This window comes from Chryseotalea sp. (assembly GCF_057350905.1).
Genome location: NZ_JBMRCF010000012.1, coordinates 98,335 through 124,348, shown reverse-complemented (window position 1 = coordinate 124,348; position 26,014 = coordinate 98,335). Strand labels below are relative to the sequence as shown.

Sequence of the window (26,014 nt, the reverse complement as noted above, 5' to 3'; positions counted from 1 at the left end):
AAATCCGTCAATAAGTAGTTTTAGAAATTATTTAAGAAACTGCTGTTGGTGGTAGCTGTCTATACTCCTACAATTAGACGATGTAAAATTCTGAATTCTCGTAGCGCTCAAACTCCATCTCTCAAATGATGGCAAACCCTATCTTGTAGTTTCACACTCGGTCGGTGTTTTCACCGAACCGCATTCACTTTTACAGTGTGTATTTTATCAGGTTATTGCAAAACTTGTCACTTAAGTAGGTGATCGGTGATAACACCGACCGCAGATAAAATCACTCCATATCTTTAGTTGGTCGATAAATTAGTCCTATCGAAAATCCATTACTGTCGTGTCCAGGGTTTCTTTCATAACTTGGATGGTCACCATTTGAGAAATGGATATGCCAAAGTCCAACTTGTCCTGCTAATTGGCTGTTGATTTTAAACTCAGTCCCTATACCATATTTAGGACTGCCATTTAGTTGTGTTCCTTCTCGGTTGTCACCAAAGAAGCCTGATGGTTTAGGATAATTGTCAGCAAATAAAATGAGACCTGCGCCACTTTGAAAAAATAGTTTAAAACTGGCTCTCTGAATTGCGTAAAATCTCACAAAAGGTCGAAGTCCAACTCCCCAAGTATTGTTCTTGTCGTCTATAACATGGACTGTAGAAAATTCGGCTCCCAAAGACATATACTTCCTAATTTTAAACAAAAGGCCAATGTTATTTTGGTAGACAGTCGTCATACTTGCGTAATATCCATAAGAAACACCAATGTCGTCATAAAAAGTGATTCGATTTCTTAGTGTCGTGTCCCTCGTTGTGAAAATTATAATTGCTGTTGCAGCTATAGCAGGCAAGTAGATTCCATTACCAGTGTGCAGTGAAATTGGACTTATTCCTAATGGGTTTTGATACCATTTCGTAAATGGTGGGAGTGATCCAAGAGATTTATTGACTTGTCCGAACGAATAATTTGTCAATAAAATAGCAATTATCAGAACTAATGTTTTTATCCTCATCCTCTCTATATATCGAGGTTTGTTTTTATTATTCGCTTTCTCCTTCGTGATCCAAATCAATCTGTCCAATGTTGCCATTTATTGTAGGTTCAATGCCAAACGTTACAGGAATCTTGTTTGGTTTTCCCAACAAATTTGTCCCCTTTCGGAATTTGTTATCAGAGATAGTGACTTTGTCCTGATACCAACAGTCAAAAAAGTTAACGAAGTCATTGAAGTCATTGTTTGTTATTCTGACTTCATTTCCATCTGCATTATGCCCCCCTGCTTGAAAATCTAAATAGTTGTCGAATGTGCAGTTGTCAATAATTAGTCCTCCAGGAAAATATGTGAAGACAAATTGACATTTTTTAAAATGCGAGTTTATAAATCTTACAGGTTTTTGAAACCGTGTCCCACTACCCGAAAAATATTCTAAAATGCAGTTCTGAATTACAACTTCCTTGTCCCAAGTTTGATTAGTTTCAATTTCAACTTGCCCATCGATACAACAATCAGTTAAAGGTCGTCCCTTCGTTAACAGGTCGGTCGCTCTCTCAGTCGTGATGTTATTTCTTGGTTGCCCTGTCATAATTATTGCATACAACGTCCGTGTATATATTTCACTTATAAAAACACCACTAAAATACCCCGAAAACCTCAAAATCAGCTTGTTCTCCTTGATATATTTTTTGTTCACCCAGACGAGAAATAGTGAAACGCATATAAAAATAAAAGCACCCCGCGCGGGGTACTTTTATCCTGTTTAACAAGTTATACTTACTCTTACTCCGAGCGCAAGGTCTTAGCCGGGTTAATGTTCGCACCCCGGTATATTTGTAAGCTAACAGTGCCTATAGCCAATACACTCAGCACTACAATCGGCACCACAAACATATCCCACTGTATGCCTATGCGAAAGGCAAAGTTGTCTAACCACGTATCAATACCGTACCAGGTAAGGGGTATGGCCAGCGCACTGGCAATTAACACCAGTTTAAAAAACTGCCACGATAAAAGCGACATGATACTGCTCACCGAAGCACCTAATACTTTGCGTATGCCTATCTCTTTCAACTTTTGTGTAGTGGTAAATGAAGCCAGACCCCATAAACCCAAACAGGCGATGAGTATGGCCAGTATGGCAAACAAACTGAAGATGCTGGCAAACTGCTGGTCGTCTTTATATTGTTTGTTAAAGAAGTCGTCAAGAAAATAATAATCGAATGGATTGCCCGGGAAAGCTTCTTTGTATTTAGCTTCTACTTGACGGATGGTTTCTGGCATGTTATCGCTGCTCAAATGCAAGGAAAAACTTCTGCGTGAAATACTATCCGCCTTCAACAACCAGGGCGAGTGCTCTGTCTTCAGCGAGTTCCAATGATAATTTTTAAGTACACCCACAATGGCCACGGTATCACCACCCAAAATAATGCGTTCCTCCAATGCTTGTTCTGGTGTACCTAATCCAAAAGCCGTTAAAGCCGCTTCATTCACCAACACTGATTCCATATCGGAAACAATAGCAGGGTTGAATGACCGACCTGCTAACACCGTAATACCATAAGTCGGCACAAAATCAGGGTCTACCCACACCACACTTCCATTTTTACTTTCTTCAACAGCTGCTCCATCTTTGCGCATGCCTGTGCCCCAGTTATAACCACCCCCCGGTATAGCACCCGATGTTGCCACATTTTTTACGCCTGGAATTTCTTTCAATTCATTTTTCAAAGAAATGAGTCGTTGTCTGGCGCCTTGTCGCTCGAGTACACTCGGACCATTTACTACCAACATTTGCTCCATGGTCAGTCCCTTGTCCTGACTGCGCATAAACATTACCTGTCTGTAAATAGCAAAGGTGCCAGCGATCAAAATCAATGAAGAAGCAAACTGAAACACCACCAACACCTTGCGCAATGAAAATCCTCCACCCACTTTTTCAACTTTCCCTTTAATTACTTCTGTAATGTTGAACGAGGATAAAACAAAGGCCGGATAAGCGCCTGAGATAAAAGAGCCCACCAAAAATAATCCGGTGAGGATCATCCAGAAACGTGGATCACTAAAATTGAAATAGAAATCTTTACCTACAATTTCACCCATGGTAGGGAGCAAGCCCAAAGCGATTAGTACTGCCAGCACTACACCCAAGAAATTAACCAATACCGATTCAAAAATAAATTGCATCATCAATTGTGTGCGGTGCGCTCCAATGGATTTCTTAATACCCACTTCACGCGCTCTTTCCAATGCACGCGCTGTAGAAAGATTGATATAATTAACCCAGGCAATGGCAAGAATAAAAATGGAAATGATGATAAAGAAATAAATGGTGTTCATGCTGATGGTAGCATTGGATTCATGTCGGAGTCCGGGACTTAAGTGGATCTCGCGGATGGGTTGTAATTCAATCACATTTTTGCTGTTCGATTGAGCCAGATCTTTGCCCTGGTACTTGTCTACAAACGCAGGAAGTTTTTCTTCTGCTTTTTTCACATCTGCATTTTCATGCAACTCTACATACGTAATAAAATTGTTCCAGCCCCAGCCATCATCTTGCTGATACTGACCGCCCTCTAATAAATTATGGGTGGGTAATAGTATATCAAATGGAAAATGTGAATTCTGTGGCACGTTTTCAATTACGGCTGTCACTTCATATTCACCATCTGCCCAACCGCCAGATATCTGTACAATCTTTCCAAGGGGATCTTCCTCCCGCAGGAAATACTTTTCAACCATCTTTTTTGTAAGTACTATTGATTTGGGGTTGTCAAGGGCAGTATTTAAATCACCCTGTATGGCTCTATAAGTAAAGACATCCAGAAAAGTGGAGTCAACAAACTGCATGTTCTCTTCAAAAAAAGTGGAAGGATCGCCTGTTTCTCTTTTATAACTTACCACAGCACCTCCGTACATTGGATGTGTGCGCACATAAGACTTCACTTCTGGTATGTCCGCCAGCATGGCCGGTCCTTGTGCGTAACCGGACACTATACCTGTCCCTCTGAATTCACCCGCTTGATAATAGGAACTTGTTGTTCTGTAAATGCGATCTGCCTTGGTGTGATAACTATCATAACTCAATTCAAAATCAACATATTGAAGAATAACCAAACAGACGGCCACTCCTAAGGCAAGTCCGAAAATATTGATAAAGGAATAGAGTTTCCGCTTTAAAAGGTTGCGAATGGCGAGTGTGAGATAGTTTTTTAGCATGACGTAGGTTTTAATGATGCCTAGATGCACAAGAGAAGTATTTAGTTCTACCGTGCACCCGATTACTGCAGGAATACTTCAAAAAGTGTATAAGGTTACAGGAATAGTGATCCTATCTCACCGATTGATAATATTTAACAGAGGCAACTTAAGAGAACATAATAGATCAATGGTTCATTGTCCATCGTCCATTGACTATCGACTATCAACCATCGACTATCAACACTACCCTTACGCTTTCCTCACCACCCTCGCCATATAAAAACCATCAAAGCCTTCACTCGGCCAGATGTGTTTTTCTTCTTCTAAGGTAAAATCAGGATTGTTTGCTAAAAACTTTGCTACCTGCTTTTCATTTTCGGTTGGCATTAAACTACAAGTAGAATATACGAGCTTGCCACCGGGTTTCACCATCATACTATAGTCATGCAAAATATTTTGTTGCAGGTCAATAACTTTCTCAATAAACTCAGGTGACAATTTCCATTTTGCATCGGGGTTTCTTCGCAGCACCCCAAGTCCTGAACACGGTACATCCAACAACACACGATCGCCCATTTTTTCCATGCGCTTGATCGTTTTGGTAGACTCAATCACCCTGGTTTCTACATTACCAACACCGGCACGTCTGGCACGCAATTTCAGCTCTGTCAACTTCCACTCTTCTGTATCCATAGAAATAATACGGCCTTTGTTTTGCATCAGTGCAGCCAGATGTAAAGTCTTCCCTCCTGCTCCGGCACAGGCATCGATCACGCGCATGCCTGGTTCAACCTGCAGAAAAGGTGCGATGGCCTGCGATCCAGCATCCTGTACTTCAAACAAGCCTTCTTTAAATTGTGGCAGCTTGAATACGTTTTGTCGTTTGGCCAGAATCAGCGCTTCAGGATAACGCTCATCCAACGTTACCTCTACTTCTTCCTCTGAAAACTCTTTGTATAACTTCTTAACATTTGTTTTGAGACTATTGACACGCAACACCACGCGCGCTTCTTCGTTCAAAGCTTTAAGCTCATCATGCCAGATTCTGCCCAACTCCTTCTCACCTTGTTCGTCCATCCAATCAGGAATAGACTCAGCTATTTTTCTTACCGTTTTTACTTCTTCCCACTTGCGCAAAATAGCCTTTCGACTCAAGCCTTCAAACTCTACCCATTCCGGCAATTCCTGTTCATTCATGGCACACCAGCCGCCCAGCAATTTCCAGTAGTCATGCGGGCCGCAGGGGGTTACCTCCATCAGCAGACGATGCCAGCGCACAATATCGTAGGTTGTTTCAGCTATAAAGCGCCTGTCGCGGGCACCCCACTTGGAATTTTGCTTCAGAATCTTCTCAATTACTTTATCGGCATATTTCTTTTCGCCAAAAATCTGTGTAAGCGAGTCAATAACGGCCTGGGTGGTGTTTTTATACAATTTCACGCTGCAAGATAGAAATAGTAATTGTGCTTTATAAATGTCTGTGTTATCCCACAAAACTTTCTTTTGCCACAGATTTCACAAATGCCCACAGATAACTGGACCTTATCTGTGTAAATCTGTGGTGTCTGTGGCGGATAGTACTTAAAGTAAAGGCACAGATTGTGCTTTGTTTCATAACTTTACCATGGAATTTATATGTTTCTTACAATGAAATACCTATTCATCCTCTTATTTCCAGTTTGTGTAGTAGCACAAAGTCCGCTGCAAGGCTTAAAGAAAGCAGCGCTTGATAAAGCCAAGGGGCTCGCTAATAAGGAAAACCTGAACAAGGCCACCACGCTCGTCCTTAACGATCTCGATAAAACCAGGGCACAATTTGACTCTACAGATTTCGATTATTCCATTATTGTCACAGACAACTCAGGGCTATTCGATGTGAAGGAAAAAGGTGAAAGAAATGCAAAGCTGATTACCAGTGCTAACCTCTACAATAAGTTTATGCAGAATGAAGAGCTTACTGAGCTTGAAAAAGCGAGGGCTCATTTAGAGTTTGGCGAGATATTCTACGCGCAAAATAAGTATACGATTGCAGAGAAGCGCTTCACCTCAGCACGCGAATTGTTTGAGAGTGGCAGCGGTACTGAGGACATTGGGTATTCGAAAACCATTGCTAACCAGGGTTTGCTCTATGCCACCATGGGGCGCTTCACACAAGCTGAGGCGTATACTGCAGAAGCCTTAGATTTACGCAAAAGCAAACTTGGCGAAACCAACGCAGGTGTAGCGGCTTCTTATAATAACTATGCTGTACTACGTTATAACCTGGGCAAATACAATGAAGCAGAAAAAGATATAGAACAGGCATTATCTATTCTTACGCAAAACAATCTGAAAGAGGCCATGCAATATGCCATTGCACTTAATAACCTCGCCATGCTCAAGCAAACCATCGGTCGTTTCGATGATGCTATCAAAGACCTGAAAGAAGTACTGAGCATCTCTGAAAAATTGCAGGGCAGCAAATCTAAAAATCATTTGAAGTTTATATCTAACCTGGCGTTACTATATCAGCAAACAGGTAAATATGCGGAAGCAGAGACATTATACCTCAGTACGCAAAATAAAATCAGCAAGACCAGCCCGGACTATGCAGCCCTGTTGAACAATCTAGCATTGTTATACCGTGTAATGGGGCAAGATGAAAAAGTAGAAGAGCCCTTGATAAAGGCCTTGGCCATTTATAAAAGCAATGTGGGTGACGAGAGCCCTGTATATGCCAAAACACTTAACGACTTAGGTAATTTTTACAGAAGTAAAGAGCGCTATGCCGATGCAGAACCACTGCTGACGAAGGCGTTGAGCATACGAGAAAAAGCGTTAGGCACAACGCATCCCCTATATGCACAGTCGCAGGAAGACCTGGCCATACATTATTGGAAAAAAGGAGAAGTTGATAAAGCGTATACATTATATAAAGTTGTCATGGATCAGTCGCTTGAATTTATCAATCAGTATTTTCCTCCCATGAGCGAAGCAGAAAAAACCAAATATTGGGATGTGCTTTCACCGCGTTTTCAACGCTTCTACAATTTTGCCAATGCATCTGCAGCTACCAACAAAGAGGTGATCAAAGATTTATATGATTACCATATTGCTACCAAAGCACTTTTATTAAGTTCCACCAACAAAATCAAACAAAGTATTATTGCCAGCAAAGATGCAGCACTGATTACAGACTACTTCAACTGGCTCGATCAGAAAGAAACACTGGCACGCTACTACGCTTACACAAAGGAAGAACTGAAGGAACAAAAAATCAATCTCGACTCCACCGAACGTGCCGCCAATACATTGGAGAAAAGAATTTCTGAACGCTCCAAGGATTTCTCAGAAGGCATAAGCAACCAGAAAATTTCCTATGCACAATTAAGTGCTTTGTTAAATGATCAGGAGGCCATTGTAGAAATTGTACGTGTTCATACTTACGAGCAAAGCTTTACTGACCAGTCTGTTTATCTGGCACTTGTATTAACCAAGGGAACAAAAGAACCAGTGTTGATTAAACTCGACAACGGCAATCAACTGGAAACACGTTATGCCAAATATTATCGCAACACCATTCAACAAAAGCAACCAGACAATGTTTCTTACGAACAATACTGGAGCAAAATAGAACCCGCCTTAACGGGTAAGAAAGTATTGTATTTGTCTTTAGATGGTGCTTACAACCAATTGAATCTGAACACGCTTAAAAAAGTTGATGGCGATTACCTGGTTAAGAAATACGAAATGATCTTGCTGGGTAATTCTAAAGACCTCATCGCGATTAAAGGTCGTAAAGCAAGCACACCTAAAAAGAATGCCTTCCTCATTGGTTTCCCGGATTATGGCGGACCTGAACTAACAAGCTTGCCAGGAACCAAAACAGAATTGGATGGTATTAATAAAATGCTGAAGCTAAACGGTTATCAGGTTACACAGTTTATGCAAAAAGATGCCAGCGAGAAAAATCTGAAAAATATCAAAGCACCAGAATTACTTCATATTGCAACGCATGGCTATTTCTTACAGGATGTAGAAGGAAAAGACAATGCCTATGGCGTTAGTGCAGAGAATGCGTTGGAGAATCCACTCCTGCGCTCAGGCCTGATGTTGGCAGGCGCCAGTAAAACAGTTAGTGGCGTAAGTCAGCCTAGTCTGGAAAGCAACGACAACGGAGTGCTTACTGCCTACGAAGCCATGAATTTAAATTTAGAGGGCACGCAATTAATCATTCTCAGCGCCTGCGAAACAGGTTTGGGTGATGTTAAGAACGGTGAGGGTGTTTATGGTTTACAACGTGCTTTTTTAGTGGCCGGTGCAGATGCCCTGATTATGAGCCTGTGGAAGGTAGATGATGCCGCCACCCAATTACTCATGACTAACTTCTACACCAATTGGATAAAGCTACGCGACAAGCAAAAAGCATTTAAGCAAGCACAGCTTCAACTCATGACTAAATACAAGGAACCTTATTACTGGGGGGCTTTTATTATGATTGGTAACTAAACAGAAATGATAGTAACAATTGTGTTTAGTCATGAATAACAAAGTTCAATTTCACCGTAATCGCCTGGGCTTAACCCAGGCAGAACTTGCGCTAAAGGCCGGCTTGTCACTGAGAACTGTGCAGCGCATTGAATCCGGTATGGTGCCCAAGGGTTATTCTCTAAAAAGTATAGCGAAGGCATTGGAAGTAGAGAGTAAGACACTTTTTGAAGAACTTCAACAAGAAGACGTACCAGCTCTTGACCTTGATCGCGTAAAGCTGATCAACATAGCCTCGTTAGCCTTTATGGTAATTCCTTTCGGGAATATAATAGTACCTGCCATACTACTCCGCCAGCAACCAGAAGGCAGTACTCGGGAAATATGTCGTAACCTGCTAAGCACACAAATACTGTGGTCACTCATCACCTCGGTGCTTTTATCCGTCAGTCCGGCTGTGCAAGCCATGTTAAAAACACCTGTACCTATTATTTTTGTGAATCTCTTCCTGCTGGTTTTCATTAATCTCTTTATCATTTTACGCAATGCGGTAGAACTGAGCCGTAGCGGCAGACCTTACATGCTGCTGAAATACAGCTTGTTATAATGTTGACGTAAAATTGGCGTTTACTTGACATCCTTGTTTTGCATAGAAAATAGCTTCCCTTGTGCAGTTTTGCTGCAAAAAAACTATGCTAGTCTTGAAATGGATTCTGATGATTACGGTAAGCCTGATAGTGCTGTCACTAGGTGGTGGATACGTTTATTTTAATAAAAAATTTACTCCGAAAAAAAATGATCTGCTAGTAGAAAATACCAGTGGGCATGTTCCGATCTACTGGCAACGCAACCAAGATAGCGACATAGCCGCTATGCTCCTGCCCGTAACAATTCAGGGGGTAGCGGCTCCGTTGTACATGCAATTGGATTGTGGCTCTCCTAACACGATTTTTTATTCAAGGGCTTTGGAGTCAATTGCGCTTAACCTTCCTGATGCCATTCAATATAGCGATAGTTTACAGCAGGCATCACTCACCTACTCACTTGGCAATTTACTCATTTCATCTTCTACGTTTGATGTACTTGAGTATGGTAAATCTATTAACCTGACCGATTCGGTGAATATCATCGGAACCATAGGTGCAGATCTGCTTGAAAAGCGCATTTCCATTATGGACTTCAGAAACAACCTTTGTTCGTTTACAACTGAACTTCCCACCAGTATCAACAAAAATTTGCTACAGCCTCTTAAGTTTACTAAACGGAAAATTATTCTTCCCGGAAAAGTAGATGGCAAAGACTTCGAATTTCTTTTTGATAGTGGAACCAGTGCTTACTCACTCATTACAAATCAGGAGAAGTATCAAGAGTATGCCAGTACTGGAAGTGAAGAAGTGCTAACCAAGGCCAACTCATGGGGCAAAACATTAACTGTTCACACAAAAAAATCTGATAAGGCTATTCATTTTGGCCCTACTCAAGTTCCACTAAAAGACGTTACCTTTATAGAAGGCACCTCTTTTATTCAAAATACTTTAATGCGATTTTCTGGTATGGATGGAATGATTGGCAATAAACTTTTTGAAGGTAAGATGATAGTTTTAGATTGCGCTAACGAAAAATTTGTTATTGAATAATCAATCGTCATTTTTCAATCGAAAAAGATTATACTATAACTTCACCTCCAACGTTGTTACTAGTACCGTCTGGCCATATGAAAACAAAAATACTGATTAAAACAACCCTCACTGTTGGTTTACTCCTTCTCTTCAGTAAGTGCGATTCCTATTGCCCCCAACCAGCACTTTGTCAATTAGAACCTGATACAGGTCTTTGTCAAGCCGCCTTTATCAGATACTACTACGACCAGAAAGACAAAAAGTGCAAGTCATTTACATGGGGTGGCTGTGGTGGCACGGTGCCATTCGAAAGTATGAAAGCGTGTGAAGGCGCCTGTTCTTGTCGATAGCGTTCTGTCACGCCATGGAATTGAATCGGTAATTTGATAATTCTGGCACGAAAGATTTCAGGAAATTAAAATATTCCATAATTTTCCATTAACACGTGGTGAATCATACATTGTTACGAAGGCCAGCTTAGCTTTAGTATGTTTCACACTAATACTTTAAGATTATGAGAAAAATAAGTTCCTTTATTTTTTTGAGCCTTAATGGTTACTATAAAAGTGAAAATGAAGATATCAGCTGGCATGTACATGGTGAAGAGGGCAATCGTTTTTCTGAAGAGCAATTAGCCGCGGGTAACATACTTATGTTTGGTAGAAAAACCTTTGAAATGATGCACAGCTTCTGGCCCACAGAAACCGCTCGCAGTCTCTACCCCATTGTGGCTAAGGGTATGAATACCGCGCAGAAAATTGTAATATCAAATACCTTAAAGGCAGCAAGCTGGGAAAACACCAGTATTTTACAAGGTGATGTGATTCAGAAAATCCAGAAACTTAAATCGGGCGAAGGCAAAGACATAACAATTTTAGGTAGTGGTGAGGTTGTGAAAACATTAACGGAAGCAGGACTTATCGATGAATACGAATTCCTGATTGATCCTGTTGTGCTTGGAAAAGGGGTAAGCATTTTTAAAAACACGCAAAAAAAATTACAGCTTCAGTTTATCGGATCAAAGACTTTTGAAAAAAGTGGAGCCGTACTCGTCAGGTATAAAAAAGCTACTTAATCAGAATCACACTTTTTCAATTACACTGCAGAAAGTACTCGTACGACAGGAGGTATACTACACAATTCACTATTCGATCTCTGTTCAGCAAATCTAAAACTCATTTTTGTTTCTCAATACGAAATGAGAACCTGATTGTATCGTTATACCAGAGCTGTCAAGTTAAGCTTGTAAACCTTTGTCCGCTCCGTATCTAATCAGCGCTCTTTCGGAGACGCTGATTAAACAAAGCGGAAGCAAACAGCGGTCAGACGGATTTTAGATAAAGGCACGGACTTGTAGTTAAATCAGTGTGATTTTTTAATATTGCTAATTATTTTAAAAGTAAATTTTAAATCAATAATGGCTGCAGGCATTCCCGTTAACAGATCGATAGCATGGATAGCGTTGATTCCACAATTGTTCATTTTGTTACTGATCATTTACATCTACTTCCTATTCCAATTAATACAACCAATTCTTCTAGGAGGGCTTACTTATCTTCTCATTTCTTATGTCTTGCGCACTTATGTTGTAATAGACTTCACAAAAGGCATGCAGCTTTGTAAAGCACATCAGTTCAAAGAAGCCATACCGCATTTTGAAAAAAGTATTAGCTTCTTCAAGGAAAAAAAATGGCTAGATAAGTACAGATATGTTCTGCTTTTGAGTTCATCTAAGATGACTTACAAAGAAATGAGCTTATGCAACATCGCTTTCTGTTATAGCCAAATAGGCGAGCCTGGGCTAGCAAAAAATTATTACAAAAATATTCTGGAAGAATTTCCAGATAATGCGATTGCCACAGCCGCTTTAAGAATGATCAATAGTTTTGAAGGCCTGTCTGTTCATACTTCAAAAAATGGGTAGTCAGTAGCTATTAAAGTGAATATTTAAATTCATAGTAAATCCTTTATAATGTTTCCACTTGCCTACAGCCTCAACTGTAGTCAAGTAGAAACATCTGACATTACTTTTTTACAACGAGGATAAGAAAGAAACCCGGAGGACTTAAGGAACTATTTAATGATCACATCGCCACTCACATTATTAGTAAATGTGTTGGCATTAGCCACATTCAACACATCCGGATTTTGTTTGGTCGCTTCTACCAATACGCCATAACCCGCACCCCCACTGATGGTATTATTCTTGAATGTGTTCGCGTTTGAAGTACCTCCATAGTTGAATACAACATTTGCAAGGGACGTAGCCGGACTTATACCACCTCTGAAAAGCAATGACTCACCACCATTTTTAATCTGACAATGTTCAATTTTATAGGTCGACTCCAATATAATTCCCGGCCAGGTGCCTGGAGTACCTGCTTCGCTATCCAAGACAATGGGTAGTTCGGCTGTGCCTATTGCGTTGAACAAACCGCCTTGTATCATAACTGATTTACCTGTTTTAAATCGCAGCTTAGCACCAGGAGAAAGTGTCCAGGTATTGTTACCTTGTACAAGGCTTCCTGTAATCAGATAATAATGATCGTTGGGTAAAGCTCGCCATTCACCAAAAACCTGGTTAACACTTGGATTGGTCGACTTTACCTCTACTGCTGGCACACCATCAGGCATGGTAAATGTATTGGGAGATTGCCCAATAGCATTCTGTACATGTGTAGCCATGACACCTATGGCTGCCTGGGTTGTACCTGTAAAAATTGTTGAACTTACACGCATAAAAGTAGAGGGTTGCGAGTCTAAGTAAACTCCATAACCGCCACTGTTCGTTATCATGGATGAGGTTAAAGTACAGTTGGTATTTGATGCAAAATAAATAGACGCCTTCACTGCTGAATTAAATGAACCCGTATTAAAAACAGCGCTACCTGCATTCCTAATTTCAATGTTTGCCAAATTAACTGTACCGTTAAAACCGATGGCTATGCCTTTCCATGGCTCACCATTTAAGCCATCGATAACAGGGCCTGTAGAGGGACTGCAGGTTAAGCATCCATTGCTGGTTATACTACCAAAACTTTGATAGAAGCCAGCACCCGGTTTCATAAATATTTTTGCTGACTGATTAATCAAAACATCAGAACCTGCCGTGAAATCTCCATCAATAAAATATTTATAAGCATAAAACTGAAAACCACTGTTGCCAATAGCAGTTGCCACAGTACCAGCTCCTGAGGTTGTTAAATGCAGGTAATCATAATTAGTTGGATATGTGTTTCCATAAAAGCGCGTTACATACTTTATATCTGCCTTAATTGGCTTTAATGAACTAAAAACATTACCAGCAAAATTCTCATTTATTGTTCCTCCTGTCACTATGAGATCATAACTACCCTGTGTCTCTAAAAATTGTGTGCCATAGAGTGTCAGACTCCCCCCTGTCATAGTTAAGGCTGCTGTCTCGGATTGGCCATTAAAAGCACTCTTACCGCCTTTAACAATTTGCGTATATACCTCAGTTGTTAACGAGCCACCACTCAACAAGATTCCCTTCCAGCCATTGGTAGAGGTAAGGGAAATCTTTCCAAGATTAGCACCTCCACCTTCAATAATCAGCCCCGCATTTTCTGCAAAGCTTAAAACTATGCTTTGAGCACTCGCATTTGCTGACAGAGCACCTCCTGATTGAATAGTGACAATACCACTTATTTCATAGTCCGGTTTAGTCGGATCTATTTCAATGTCACTGAGCACAGTGTTGGATGAAATTACGGCAGGTAAGCTGAGCACACCACTGATGGTTACTTTAACCTGATCTTCGCTAAAAGATCCATTATGTTCTATCCTGAGTGTAAAATTATATTCGCCATTTTTGGGAGGTATAAAGGTAGGATTTGCTGAAAAGTTATTAGACATCTGTAGTTGATTCACATCTGCATTTGCTACAGGTCCACCCTGGTACGTCCATTCATATTGAAAGTTCTGCGGCCCTGTAGAGGCCGATCCGTCCAGTGTAATGATAGTGGCTACTGTGCCACTAAAGTCCTCGCCTGCATTGGCTACTAAGCGAATGGGTTCATCTTCTTCGCAAGAGAAAAAAGCAAAGGGCATTAGTAAAATAAAGGGCATTGAGATTCTGAAGAGGGTTTTCATGGTTGCTTGGTTTTATGATGAAAACTAATTCTCTGTAAAAAATCAAACAACCACAGCTTTGTGAACACCCTACTTTTGTTTGTTAACACACTCTATTTTTACTTGAAGCCGATTAAGCTGATTGTAAAAATAAATTTCAAAAAATTACAGAATCCAGCACAGCCGACTTATCTTTAGTAGGACCTTTACACCCCAGAACATGAAATCCACAATCGAGTTTGAAGCTTATTACCAAAGTCACATTAAAAGTGACGTGGAAAAACTGGAAGAAAAAAGAGTTACCATAGCCAACAAATACTCCTTTAGAAAGTACAGAAAAAGGTTATTACAATTACTCCTATTTTTAATTGTGTTCTTTGTTACGCTTAATTTCTTTCCACAAGTAGATATTGAAAACTTCATAGTACTGATTCCGCTATCTTTTCTCTACGCTATCATTGCCCCCATTTACATTTTCATCAAAAGAAATCTCGTGTTCGATCCACTCATTACAGAATACAAAACAACTGTTATTCCTAAACTTATTTCATTCATAGATAAGGAGTTGAAGTACGATGGGGCACAAGGTATCAGTCAGGCTGAATTTATTCGCAGTGGTCTATTTGAAAGACCCAGTATGTTTAAGTCAGAAGATCTGATAAGCGGCACTGCAGGAAAATTCAATTTCAGAATAGCCGACATCCAAGCCACGCGAAGTGCCAATAGTGGTGGTAAAAGTTCAACAGAAACCGTTTTTACTGGATTATATGGCTATACTAAATTAAACAGGAATTTTGCTACACCTATTTATCTAAAACCTACCTACACAGGTTTTGACGCAGCTGATAAACTTATCCAAAGCCTTTTAGATATCACTGCCATAAAGAGTTTCAAAGACCACATTACAGGCACACAGATTAAAACAGGCAATGCAGAATTTGATAATAGTTTTTTGCTTAGGTCGCAAGATGAAGCAGAAGCTTTAAAAATTATTAACACTACGTTCGTACAGATGCTGCTGGCCTTTAAAAAGCAACTGGAAGTACCAGTTCATCTTGCCCTGTTTGAAAACGAACTGCACTTTGGTTTTTATGGTGTAAATCTATTTGAGGTAAATGCACATCAGTCACTCACTGAAAAAAATGTGACATTGAAATATTTTACTTATTTAAATTTGGCATTGGGTTTAGCAGAAGCGGTAGAAAACCTTCGTTCTGAACATCAAATTACAAATGCCTGATGCCTTCCATGAATTCTTGCCGATAAGAATCGCCTATGGGAATCTGGTGTGTCCCTATATATACATAAGTCTGGTCGAATGAATCTATGTGCTGGATGTTGACTAAATAAGAGCGGTGAATGCGCACAAGAGAAGGGATTTCATTCTTCCGAACAAATTGACTCAGGTTCTGTGCCAGTGAAAACTCTTCGTTTATAGTAATAATATTCAAATAACTACCTGCTGCATTCAGGTACAGTATATTTTGTACAGGCACTTTCCTGTATTTACTTTCCTTCTTTATAAATAGGATATCGTTCATCACTCACGCTGCTGTGTTAAAATGCCAATCTGACGCAACCAAAAGCAAACAATATTTTACGAGTACGGCTATATTCTTTATGGATATACCAATTATTTTGTCATTAACCTCATCTTCTCTTTAACCCTGCCCATTCCACCACTGTAAAGCCCTTTCGCTTTGGTGCGATCTTTAAATCAGGCACTTCTGTTTTTTCATAATCTGCCAACGGACGATAATCCATTAATATTCTGATGATTGTTTCTGGTTCCGGACTTATATTCATTGGCGCATACTTATCTATGATTGACTGGTCGTAAAATCCGATAAAGTAATATGGCCCCTCTTTAAATTCCTTTAACCAGGCTTCCTTAAAATCTTCAATCTCTTTATCCATAAGGCCAAGTTCATTTAACTTTTCATCGAAGAAACTATCCAAGTGTGCTGTATCTAATACAAAGCCTTTTTGAAGGGGTGGAAGATAAGCAGCTATTCCCTCCCAGAAAATATAGTCATGTTTTTTAAAGCTCCTTAAATCCGTTAGCGTGCCATCATGCTCAGCACGCATATGCCAGTTTGTTTCTAAAGCAGGATCAGCGGCTATCACATTTATTTTATTACTTAACGAAACTTTTACTTCAGTCGCTGACTCCGGATAAAGGTATAGGATCGGTTCGCAGTTAGTAGGTGCAAGGTATTCTCTTCGAATAAAACGGACATACCTGCCAAAAGGATCTTTCCATAAGAACAGTGGAACTTGTCTTAAAAATTCCTCCAAGCTTTTAAACTCCTGTCCTGAATCGGCATACGCTTGTTTCAATAGTTCATACTCCTGCACTAGCACATCATCTTGCGCTGAGGCAAATCCAAAAACTGGCGCATGCGTTGTTGTCTTCCCGATTTCCTTTAGTCGGCTTGGATAAGGTGTAATAATATGTGCATAGTCAAGCGGGGAACCTAAGCAACTATGATTCGTGTAGGGTACATATTCTTCCATTGATAATTCAGTACCTTCATTTGTATTGACTACAAAATTGAAATCAAATTGATATAGCGTTGCCGTACCATCCCCATTAAAGCGCCAAAACGAACCATCATCTTTCTCCTTTACATAAATATCACCTTCTATGGCGTGTGTTATCAATTTTCTGTATGCGTTTTTATCGCCCATATGCTCCACGATACCTACTCTTCGCAAGGATGTAGGTGAGTCCGGTAATTCAATCTGAGATGAAGAAAGCAATCCTGAAATAAATACGTTAGCATAATGTTTAATACTTGTTACGCCTTTAAAAAGGTCAGATTTTCTTCGCTTCCCGTCCAGATCACAAATACGAAAATCAGTTTCCTGCTGATCAGGTATGTTAATAATGATAAGCTCTTTGTCATTTCTTACCAAATAACTATACTGTTTAATCGGATAAGCCTCATCGCCTCCCTTATCTTCGTACCAGGAGCCCTCATCGATCATCCTGTAAATTTCTTTACCGGCCAAAGCGCCATCACGAATTCTCCCAATGCGTTTTATCTCACCAGATCTTTCGCTCATGTCCGAAGCGTATCGGTAAGACAGATAGGTTTCAGACGTAGCCAGAAAATTTACAGACATATAGGCACCATTCATATTTTCTTGCGTATACGGTAAACTGAATGCTCCTTCCCAGTAAAAATTTGTACCAAAACCCAGTTCAGCGAAGTAACTTTTCTGTGTAGCCACTTTTATGGCATTTGGTTGTCCTTCCACTTGCTCTATAAAATAAATAAACTCACTGCCATTATTCTGGATGTAAACAGGAGAGCTTACACCTATAAATTCTTCCAATAGTCTTTGTGGCTGATTTTTACTGATATCAAACATAAAAAAGCCATAGGCATTGCCTTCTCCGCATTCAATAGAATAGAAAACCTTGTCTTCGATTTCGTTCCAGCTTGCCCATCTGATTTCGGGGTCATTACAGTATAATCCACTTGTGATGAGCGTTTTCCCATCGAGTAAGGCATTTTTTGTTAATACATGATTATTGCTTGGCGAACTAAAAGCATTATCTGCTGGTGGCGTAAATGGCAACGATGACGATTTGGTTTCGCCTGTATTGAGGTTAAAAACACCAGTGATAACCTTATTATAAAAATAGAGCTCATCCCCCATCAGCCGATAGTGGATATTCCAGGGTTCGTCACGCGCTCCTCCCGGGAAAGTATACACCAGATCAGCGCCATAATTATGAAGTTCTTTCAAATAAACATCATCATCCGATACGCGCTCAATAAAAAAAATACGATTCAATTGCTTATGTGTAACTACAAACAGATTTGAAATTGATGAGCCATAGCTGCCGAGTGTTTTTACTAACCATTCTCCTTTTACCGGTGTTTTTGCAATTGGAAATACCTCCATGTACTTATCATTTTTCCAATACGCCTCATATTGTCCGGCATTAGCTTCTTCTTCAGACAGTACTTTGATTTGTTTTGTTAACACCCAGTTACCATCCAAATACACCTTTACACTATAGTCTCCAGGTGTTGCTAAACATTTAGCAGTCTGGATTGTCGTCCATACATTATACCCTGTACCCTCCACATTAAACTGATAAACGCCTTCTTGCGGGCAGGCATGCTGACCTTGAGCATTGTGTACAATATATTGGTAGTGATGTAAACCTTTTTTTAAACCTTCGAAATTGACATACAAAACGATTTCAGACATCATGGAAGTCATGTAGGCCACATCATTGATGGGTTGCTGGATATGATCTAATGCTGAGGTAAACTGAGATCGTATGCTCAACCCATCGGGTATGCGCATAACTTCCTCTTTTTTTGTAGTGCACTGCATCAGTACAATACACGAAATCATCCATACAATTTTTTTCATGCACAAATAAATTATACCCTATTCAAAATCAAGGTGCCCAATATGGGTTGATGTGTTGTTCATACCATTCACGATCATACTGCTTCAGCACCTCGCGCAGGCCTAACCAAAGTTCGTTGGCTGAGCCATCAATGCCTCGTCTTAACCAAAAAGCCATATCTGCACCGTTGTAAACATAACCGGCACTATTATCAAGGTCTTCGATATAACGCTTGGCCGAAGCTTCGTGCCACTCATTAACATGTTGGTATACATCCGCATAATCATTCCGTTCCATTACCCTCTCTTCGTCCTGATTAATGTATTTACGTGCCATGGTCTCCGCATATTGCACTTGTGCATCAAGCCCCTGGTTGGGCAAAGTCAGATAATATAAATAAGTAAGTGCCAGGCTGCGTGCCGCATCTTGTACAGCATAGTACATTTTTTGGTAAACCCATCCGTTAACTTGCTTATCATCAGGATCTGGGATCATATTCGCTGAGAACCAGGCCACGAAATCAGGATTCACGAATAAAAATTCCTCTTCATAAACCGGCATTACTGCTTTAATGCGTTCGTGTACTTGGGGCGATGGATTTCTGACTGGCTTTCCCGAAAGCGATGCTGCCCATTGCTCCCAATTATCCATTTCAAAATAATTAAATTCAGCTGCCTGACAGATCGTAACGCGCTTCTTAAATTCTATGAGTGCCGTGCTCCAATACCATACTCCCCTACGCTCCTTCAAACTCTCTATTTCATCATTTGACAGTTGATAGAAATTGGCAAGGTTCACCTTACCATCTTCTATGAAACAATTCAGTTTTTTGTAAGGGGGTTCATCGGCTAGTGCTGCCAATACAGTAAAACTATGATTTACAATCTCTTCATCATTAAAGTACATTCGCAAATGCCATTCACCGGGTTTATCGTTGGGAGTAAATTCATAACGAATGGTTCGCATTGTTTTTAAAGAGTCAGGGATCATACCATCCCAGGCTGTTGGATATTCTATGTTCAGCAATATGTTGTCTGCGCCATCTGATAAAGTAGCCCTGCCATAGTCAGGTTTAAATGATTTCCAGGCGACTGACATTTCCAAACCCTGATCAGACAGGTAGAAAACAGAATCCATTTCCCCACTGCTTAGCGATCTGATTGCCACGGTATAGTCTTGCTTGTCTGCATCGAAAACAAAACCCAGGTGGCTTAGTATTTTCTTGTTGTTAAATTTAAAATCGGCAAACACCGCGCCAATCATCAGTACTACCAACAACAACACTATTCTGTTCCATAAACTGACCATTGTTGAAGGTATGAGCGGCCTACCCTGATTTTGGTGCATAGCCAAAAATTCGAGCTCATTGTTTTTTAATATTATCGCACCATGCTCTTTAATTTTTTGGATTATATCGCCAAGCACTGCCCTTGGTTGGTTCAAGACTATTCGTGGTTTTTCCTGATCTTTACTATAGATGCTGAGGCTATAGCTGACACTTGTTGTTGAGGAACCGTCTCTTGATTTACTATTCCTGATATGCTTGTTTATACTAACATCAATATCTTTAATAGGAATAAAACTTTCCTCCAGCTGCTTAAAATTAAATGCTTGTATTTTTAGTGCATCTGCCGTTAACTCCAGCAAAACAATTTCATGCGCACTTGCTTTTAGCATGTTGTAAAACATAATTCCTGTCAGCATACCCACTACCACTGCGCCAATCCAGAAACCGTAAGCCTTTTGTGTTTCGTCATGAATAGCAAAGTAGATTAGTGTAATTACACCTCCTGTCATCAGTAACAACACAGGGTTGAAAATAACTGACATGAATCTGGAGGTAAATGAGGTCTTTGGCTTTTGGTAGAGTATCATATTTATAAATAGAAATGAATTTATTAGCAGAAAATCAACTTTTGCGTTACCCTCATCATTTCATTTGCCTTTTAATGTTACTGGCAATGACTGCTGCTGCTTTCTGACCGCATTGTCCGGCTAATGCATAAAACTCTGTTTTGTCAAATTCCTTCTTTCTGTATTCAGTAAGGTTTTTATTATCACCCGTAACCATTTGTCCAAGGCTTTGCATAGATGTAATGCGCTCACGTTTATCCTTTGTCGCAGTCCAGTTAACTGCTTTTTGGTTTGTCACATTCGTTAGTGTCCCGTTAGCGCTTACTATGCCTTCTGTAATTCTGAAAACCTTACCATGATCAGGCGAGCGCTCATCTTTTACAGTATCTGCACTTAACTTTTCCTGCAAAGTGAGTTGCGTAATATTGACGCTGAATTGCGGATTAGCATTATCCACCACTATTTTTTCCAAAGCCAGCAGGCGTTTCAATTCATCAAAAAAAATCTTTTTATAGTCGTTTTCGGAATAGACATCTATATAAGAGGCTCCCAGGTCTTTGCTAATATTTATCGCAACTTGCTCGCTCAGACTTATTTTTACTTCTGACTCGAGTGGCTTGCTCATTAAACAGGCATTTACAATGGCCACACTGCCAAGCAAGAGTAAAAAGCCTATAGCCTTCAGTTTCATACAAGAGGGTTTACTCAACTGAAAGTGTAAACCTATACCTGGCTAAACAAATATGCTTTTGTAAAAGGATGTAAAATCTTTGTGGAGGTGGTTACTTACTTTATAAAAGGCTGAACTTTTTAGCTATGCAATTGATCATAGACATCTTACCTTATTCAAAAAATCAACTTTAAAGTTCTCGCTGATGGGCAGCTTATGGTCTCTGATATAAACAAAGGAATCTTCGAAAGAATCTACATGGTTCATGTTTACAATGTAGGATCGATGTATACGCGCAAGGTTAGGTAAGGGTGTTTTTTTATGAAAATGTGAAAGATTCTGTGAAAGTGTGAAACGCTCATGTTTTGTTTGAACATGAACATAGCTGCCTGAGGCTTCGATAAAGAGAATGTCTTCGCATTGTATCTTTTTATATTTACCATTCGTTCGAATGAACAAGGAGCCATTCACTTCGAAGGGTACTGCTTCATACTCTTTAGCAACTGGTCTTTCAATATGATCGGGGGTGGTTTCATTGGAAAAATGATACAGGGCCAGGTCAACAGCGGCTAATAAATTGGCTGAAGAAAAGGGTTTTACTAAAAAGGCATGGGGCCTGGTACTTTTAGCTTTTTCATAAGTGGCCTGATCAGAATTAGCTGTGATATACACAATAGGAATGGACAAACTTGCCTGCACCTCTTTTACAAGACCAATACCATTCATTGATCCCGCTAATTTGATGTCTACCAATAAAATGTCCGGCTGATTGTCCAAAATAAAGGGCAAAGCTTTTTCAGCCTTATCAAACTTGCCTGATACTTCATAACCTGACAAACGAAGATGTGTCTCCATGTCCTCAGCTATTACGAATTCATCTTCAATAATGACTACCCTGACTTTTTCCATTTGTTTTTATCGGCATTTGAATCACTGCTTTAAAACCTTCATCCACCTTATATTTCCAATTTCCACTCAGCTTTGAAGTTACTAATTGATCTACAAAACGTAAACCAAAAGATTTCATCAAGTCATCAGGAGCTGTCTTGACTTTCTTACCATTGTCTGACATTTCCAGTGTTATAAAGTCTGTATACTGTTTTAGTCTGATGCTGATAATCTTGCGCTCCTGTTCTTCTGTAAAGGCATACTTCATGGAGTTTGTAAACAGTTCGTTACAAATCAATCCACAGGTAAGAGAATGATCAACATCAATTTCCAACGGCTCACAATCTACCTCTAATTTTACTGATGTTTCTGATTCACGGAAGGACTCTAACAAATACTTTGCCAATTCAACCAGGTACAAATCAAGCCGAATGGATTGGAGATTCTCGTTCTTATACAATTTCTCATGCAACAAGCCCATAGAAAAAATTCGGCCATTAAGCTGATTGAGTATCTCCCGTATATCGTGACTTACTTGTCTCGATTTCAAATTGATAAGACTGGATATGATCTGAAGATTGTTTTTCACCCTATGATGAATCTCGGCAGTGCGCTCGGCTACACGTTGTTCCAATACCTTATTCTGCTCACGGATGATGGTGAGTTTTTCTGCTTCTGCCTTGTCTTTTTCTTGCCTCAAGATATTGAGGCGATCCGCCAACGCTAGTGAAAACATGAGTATCTCCATGCTGGTACCAAAGTAGATGGCATTGCGCGTAACGATGTTAAAGGGAAGAAAACCATCCATCGCCATAAAGAAAACCAACACACTGGCGATTTCAAAAGACCAACCCAATACATAAAAGCGGGCATTTTTATGTCCTTTGTACAATAGATAGACTCCCGAAAAAAGTAATGTTAAAAAGAAAGGAAAAAGGAAAAATTGGAAAATAAAAGGCCCCCTTGATAAATCAAATCCCAAAAAATAAATGAGTGGTATCATAAAAAAGCAACTTAACATTACCCATAGCGTCTTATTCAATAAGGGTGCATGTAAGGGTAAATTCAGATACTGAACAGCAAACAGGGTAGTAAAAAAGAAAAAGATGGGAACCCATGCTATGTAGTACTTCAATAGAAAAGGTTCATCTGAAAAAGGATAACCATTCGCAAAGGTAATGGCGATGACTACCGAAATAAGATAACACACATAGGTAAGGTATATTTTATCTTTAGTGGCAGAAGCCAAAAAGAGATTATATAAACTCATCACGATCATAAGACCGACAAAAGCAGCGGTAAGAAAATCGTACGACTCTTTATTCTTCGTTAAGGATTGAATGGTGCCTGCTTGTAAAAAATACTCCTGGGTCAACCCACTGGCTATGCGTACATAGTAAGTTCGAATGGTTGTGTCGCTTCTGTCGGCCAGTTTAAACCAATAAAAGTTAACAGGATATTCTCTAGTACTAACAGGCCGCATTCCACCTGACTTCACTTCTTCATAAGCACCTCCGGCCGCGGGTCTGTAAAAATCTATATACCAACAAACATTCCCACCTGTTGACAGCCAGGCATCTTCTCCTGTTTTATTTTGTACGTTTAACTTAAACCACACTGCTGATGGCGATGCCTTATGGGTGTAAACATCTTTTGTATATAGCTTAAATGCTTGTTGGTATTCTTTGGTCAATATTTCACTAAAGGTCAGTTTTGCCTTTTCATCTTCCAGAAAATATATTTGCGAACCTACCGACTTTAACTCGGATTTATCATGAAGTACAATAAGGCTATTGTGTTCTTGTGCAAGTAGATTTTGAGAAATAAAAAAGAACAATAGCAATTCTTTCATTGACATCTTAAACATATTGGTTGATTTTTATAAAATAATCTTAATACCTGTATTTCCATGTGTGTCTATGTTACAAAGGTGTGAGTTCGATGATCAGAAGCACCTACCCAAACAGTATCTTCAATCGGGATATCGATGTATACTGCAAAACCATTCGCTACATCAAAGCGGCACTTACCTTTCAGCTTTGTACTGACTAATTGGTCTACGAAACGCAATCCAAAAGATTTTTCAATAACTACCTTTGACGAACTCAAACCATTATCACTCATCGCAAATTCTACATACGGTGGTTTCTGTTTTAAACTAAGTCTTATAACCGCATGTTGTTGATCTTGATCAAAGGCATGCTTGATTGAGTTGGTAAAAAGTTCGTTACATATTAATCCGCAGGTTAATGCGCTTTCAATGTTAACTTCTACTTCATCGCAATCCTGTTCAAGTACTACGGAAGTATTCAGGTTCTGAAATGAATCCAGCAGGTATTTAACCAATTCGCCCAGGTATACGTCCAATCGTATGGCTTGCAGATTTTCATTCTTGTACAATTTTTCATGCAAAAGTCCCATAGAGAAAATACGACCATTTAACTGATTCAGTATTGTTATTGCTTCATCGGATACTTGCCTCGATTTTAAATTAATCAGACTGGAGATTATCTGGAGATTGTTTTTAACGCGATGATGTATTTCGGCTGTACGTTCAGCAACACGTTGTTCCAATACTTTATTCTGCTCCCGAATGATGGTGAGTTTTTCGGCTTCTGTCTTTTCTTTCTCTAGTCTTAAAATATTCAGACGATCGGCAAGCGCCAGTGAAAACATTAATATTTCCATGCTGGTGCCGAAATACACAGCATTTCTTGTGATGATATTAAAAGGAAGAATACCATCTATCGCCAGAAAAAAAATCAGTACGCTTGAAATTTCGAACGACCAGCCCAATACATAAAACCTTGCATTCTTATGCCCTTTGCACAATAAGTAGACTCCTGAAAATAGTAATGTTAAAAAGAAAGGAAAGAGTAAAAATTGCATCATGAACGACCCTTCCGAAAGATCAACCCCCAACATAAACAGCACTGGAGTCATCAGGAAGCAAGCCATCATGCACCATAGCACCTTATTGATCATGGGAGCATTTACGGGAAGGTTGAGGTATTGCACCGCGAAAAGCGTAGCGAAAAAAAAGAATATCGGAATCCAGCCAATATAGTATTTCAACAGAAAGGTATTGTCGGTAAAAGGATATCCATTGGCAAAGGTGACCACCACGACTACAGAAATCAGATAGCCTACGTAAGTGAGGTAAATTTTATCTTTGGTGGCTGAGGCCAGGAAAAAGTTGTACAAAATCATCACGAGCATAAGCCCAACAAATGCTGCGGCCAGAAAATCATACACTTCCTTGTTTTTTGAGAGCGATCGGATGGTACCCACCTGTAGAAAATATTCCTGTGTAAGTCCATTGGCTAGTCGCACATAATAAGTGCGCACCGTAGTATCACTTCGGTCGGCCAACCTGAGCCAATAAAAATTTACAGGATATTCTTTTGTTGTCGCAGCGCGCATGGCGCCTGTTTGTACAGGATTTCCGTAATCACCTTTATCATCTGGTCTGTAGAAATCTATATACCAGCAAACATTGCCTCCGGTAGAAAGCCAGGTCTCTTCTCCTGTTTTATTCTGGAGGTTAATTTTAAACCACACAACTGACTTTGATGCTTTATGTGTGTATACTTCTTTTGTGTGTTGTTTAAATCCACGCAGGTGGCCTTCCCTGATTATATCCTTAAATGAGAGGGCTGCACTTTCATCTTCATAATACATGATCTGCGTGCCAATAGATACTAGTTGGCTTTTATCGTTCAACACAATAACGGGTTCCTTCCCCTGAGCGAAAGCCTTGGTGAAATACAAAATGAAGAACCAGCACACGGTAGGGCGCATAATCACGTAAGAGGGAGTAGAATATTTTACGCTTAGCACAGCTAAAACTGTAAACAGCTGTA

The 26,014-nt window shown here is 39.8% G+C and carries 19 protein-coding genes; 7 read left to right on the top strand and 12 right to left on the bottom strand.

Translation table 11 applies throughout. The features are described 5' to 3' along the window. Nucleotides 1-271 precede the first annotated feature (271 nt). The 4 genes from ACO1XM_RS15925 to ACO1XM_RS15910 form a co-directional block, all read right to left on the bottom strand. On the bottom strand, nucleotides 272-1,078 hold the full coding sequence (locus ACO1XM_RS15925) for an acyloxyacyl hydrolase (RefSeq protein WP_486230764.1): 807 nt from the start codon (nucleotides 1,076-1,078) through the stop codon (nucleotides 272-274). Further along, nucleotides 1,029-1,571, bottom strand: coding sequence for a hypothetical protein (locus tag ACO1XM_RS15920; RefSeq protein ID WP_486230762.1), 543 nt, complete (start codon nucleotides 1,569-1,571; stop codon nucleotides 1,029-1,031). Before ACO1XM_RS15920 ends, ACO1XM_RS15925 begins: the two co-directional genes overlap by 50 nt. A gap of 194 nt (nucleotides 1,572-1,765) precedes the next feature. After that, complete coding sequence (locus ACO1XM_RS15915; RefSeq protein ID WP_486230760.1) at nucleotides 1,766-4,201, bottom strand: ABC transporter permease; 2,436 nt, start codon at nucleotides 4,199-4,201, stop codon at nucleotides 1,766-1,768. 231 nt (nucleotides 4,202-4,432) lie between these two features. Then, entirely contained in the window at nucleotides 4,433-5,623 is a 1,191-nt protein-coding gene (locus ACO1XM_RS15910) for an RsmB/NOP family class I SAM-dependent RNA methyltransferase (protein ID WP_486230758.1), read from the bottom strand. Between the two features lie 207 nt (nucleotides 5,624-5,830). On the opposite strand from ACO1XM_RS15910, the gene ACO1XM_RS15905 reads away from it, so the two are divergent. The 6 genes from ACO1XM_RS15905 to ACO1XM_RS15880 all read left to right on the top strand — a co-directional run bounded on the left by ACO1XM_RS15905 (nucleotide 5,831) and on the right by ACO1XM_RS15880 (nucleotide 12,193). Further along, a complete protein-coding gene (locus ACO1XM_RS15905) occupies nucleotides 5,831-8,671 on the top strand; it encodes a CHAT domain-containing tetratricopeptide repeat protein (RefSeq protein ID WP_486230756.1) in 2,841 nt (946 codons plus the stop codon). A 31-nt stretch (nucleotides 8,672-8,702) separates the two neighbouring features. Beyond that, nucleotides 8,703-9,257: a helix-turn-helix transcriptional regulator gene (locus tag ACO1XM_RS15900; RefSeq protein ID WP_486230754.1), complete on the top strand. Its 555-nt coding sequence runs from the start codon at nucleotides 8,703-8,705 to the stop codon at nucleotides 9,255-9,257. 85 nt (nucleotides 9,258-9,342) lie between these two features. Next, nucleotides 9,343-10,287: a hypothetical protein gene (locus ACO1XM_RS15895; protein ID WP_486230752.1), complete on the top strand. Its 945-nt coding sequence runs from the start codon at nucleotides 9,343-9,345 to the stop codon at nucleotides 10,285-10,287. A gap of 77 nt (nucleotides 10,288-10,364) precedes the next feature. Continuing rightward, nucleotides 10,365-10,619 (top strand): BPTI/Kunitz domain-containing protein, encoded by a 255-nt coding sequence (locus tag ACO1XM_RS15890; protein ID WP_486230750.1) that lies wholly within the window; start codon nucleotides 10,365-10,367, stop codon nucleotides 10,617-10,619. 164 nt (nucleotides 10,620-10,783) lie between these two features. After that, entirely contained in the window at nucleotides 10,784-11,344 is a 561-nt protein-coding gene (locus ACO1XM_RS15885) for a dihydrofolate reductase family protein (protein ID WP_486230748.1), read from the top strand. A 342-nt stretch (nucleotides 11,345-11,686) separates the two neighbouring features. After that, nucleotides 11,687-12,193: a tetratricopeptide repeat protein gene (locus tag ACO1XM_RS15880; RefSeq protein ID WP_486230746.1), complete on the top strand. Its 507-nt coding sequence runs from the start codon at nucleotides 11,687-11,689 to the stop codon at nucleotides 12,191-12,193. A 149-nt stretch (nucleotides 12,194-12,342) separates the two neighbouring features. Here ACO1XM_RS15880 and ACO1XM_RS15875 read toward each other — a convergent pair whose 3' ends face one another. After that, nucleotides 12,343-14,382 (bottom strand): PKD domain-containing protein, encoded by a 2,040-nt coding sequence (locus ACO1XM_RS15875; protein ID WP_486230744.1) that lies wholly within the window; start codon nucleotides 14,380-14,382, stop codon nucleotides 12,343-12,345. 199 nt (nucleotides 14,383-14,581) lie between these two features. On the opposite strand from ACO1XM_RS15875, the gene ACO1XM_RS15870 reads away from it, so the two are divergent. Beyond that, nucleotides 14,582-15,601, top strand: a complete 1,020-nt coding sequence (locus ACO1XM_RS15870; RefSeq protein WP_486230742.1) for a DUF3137 domain-containing protein — start codon at nucleotides 14,582-14,584, stop codon at nucleotides 15,599-15,601. Here the strand turns inward: ACO1XM_RS15870 and ACO1XM_RS15865 are convergent. From ACO1XM_RS15865 to ACO1XM_RS15835, 7 genes are all read right to left on the bottom strand, one after another. Continuing rightward, complete coding sequence (locus ACO1XM_RS15865; RefSeq protein WP_486230740.1) at nucleotides 15,588-15,902, bottom strand: LytR/AlgR family response regulator transcription factor; 315 nt, start codon at nucleotides 15,900-15,902, stop codon at nucleotides 15,588-15,590. The genes ACO1XM_RS15870 and ACO1XM_RS15865 overlap by 14 nt on opposite strands. 109 nt (nucleotides 15,903-16,011) lie before the next feature. After that, on the bottom strand, nucleotides 16,012-18,759 hold the full coding sequence (locus ACO1XM_RS15860; RefSeq protein WP_486230738.1) for a hypothetical protein: 2,748 nt from the start codon (nucleotides 18,757-18,759) through the stop codon (nucleotides 16,012-16,014). Nucleotides 18,760-18,787: 28 nt separating this feature from the next. Beyond that, entirely contained in the window at nucleotides 18,788-20,569 is a 1,782-nt protein-coding gene (locus ACO1XM_RS15855) for a hypothetical protein (protein WP_486230736.1), read from the bottom strand. Nucleotides 20,570-20,669: 100 nt separating this feature from the next. Next, nucleotides 20,670-21,284 (bottom strand): hypothetical protein, encoded by a 615-nt coding sequence (locus ACO1XM_RS15850; protein WP_486230734.1) that lies wholly within the window; start codon nucleotides 21,282-21,284, stop codon nucleotides 20,670-20,672. Between the two features lie 135 nt (nucleotides 21,285-21,419). Then, a complete protein-coding gene (locus ACO1XM_RS15845; protein WP_486230732.1) occupies nucleotides 21,420-22,172 on the bottom strand; it encodes a LytR/AlgR family response regulator transcription factor in 753 nt (250 codons plus the stop codon). Continuing rightward, entirely contained in the window at nucleotides 22,144-24,018 is a 1,875-nt protein-coding gene (locus ACO1XM_RS15840; RefSeq protein WP_486230730.1) for a 7TM diverse intracellular signaling domain-containing protein, read from the bottom strand. Before ACO1XM_RS15840 ends, ACO1XM_RS15845 begins: the two co-directional genes overlap by 29 nt. Nucleotides 24,019-24,068: 50 nt before the next feature. After that, nucleotides 24,069-25,991 carry a 7TM diverse intracellular signaling domain-containing protein gene (locus ACO1XM_RS15835; RefSeq protein WP_486230728.1) on the bottom strand — a complete coding sequence of 641 codons (1,923 nt, stop codon included), beginning with the start codon at nucleotides 25,989-25,991 and terminating at the stop codon, nucleotides 24,069-24,071. Nucleotides 25,992-26,014 lie beyond the last annotated feature (23 nt).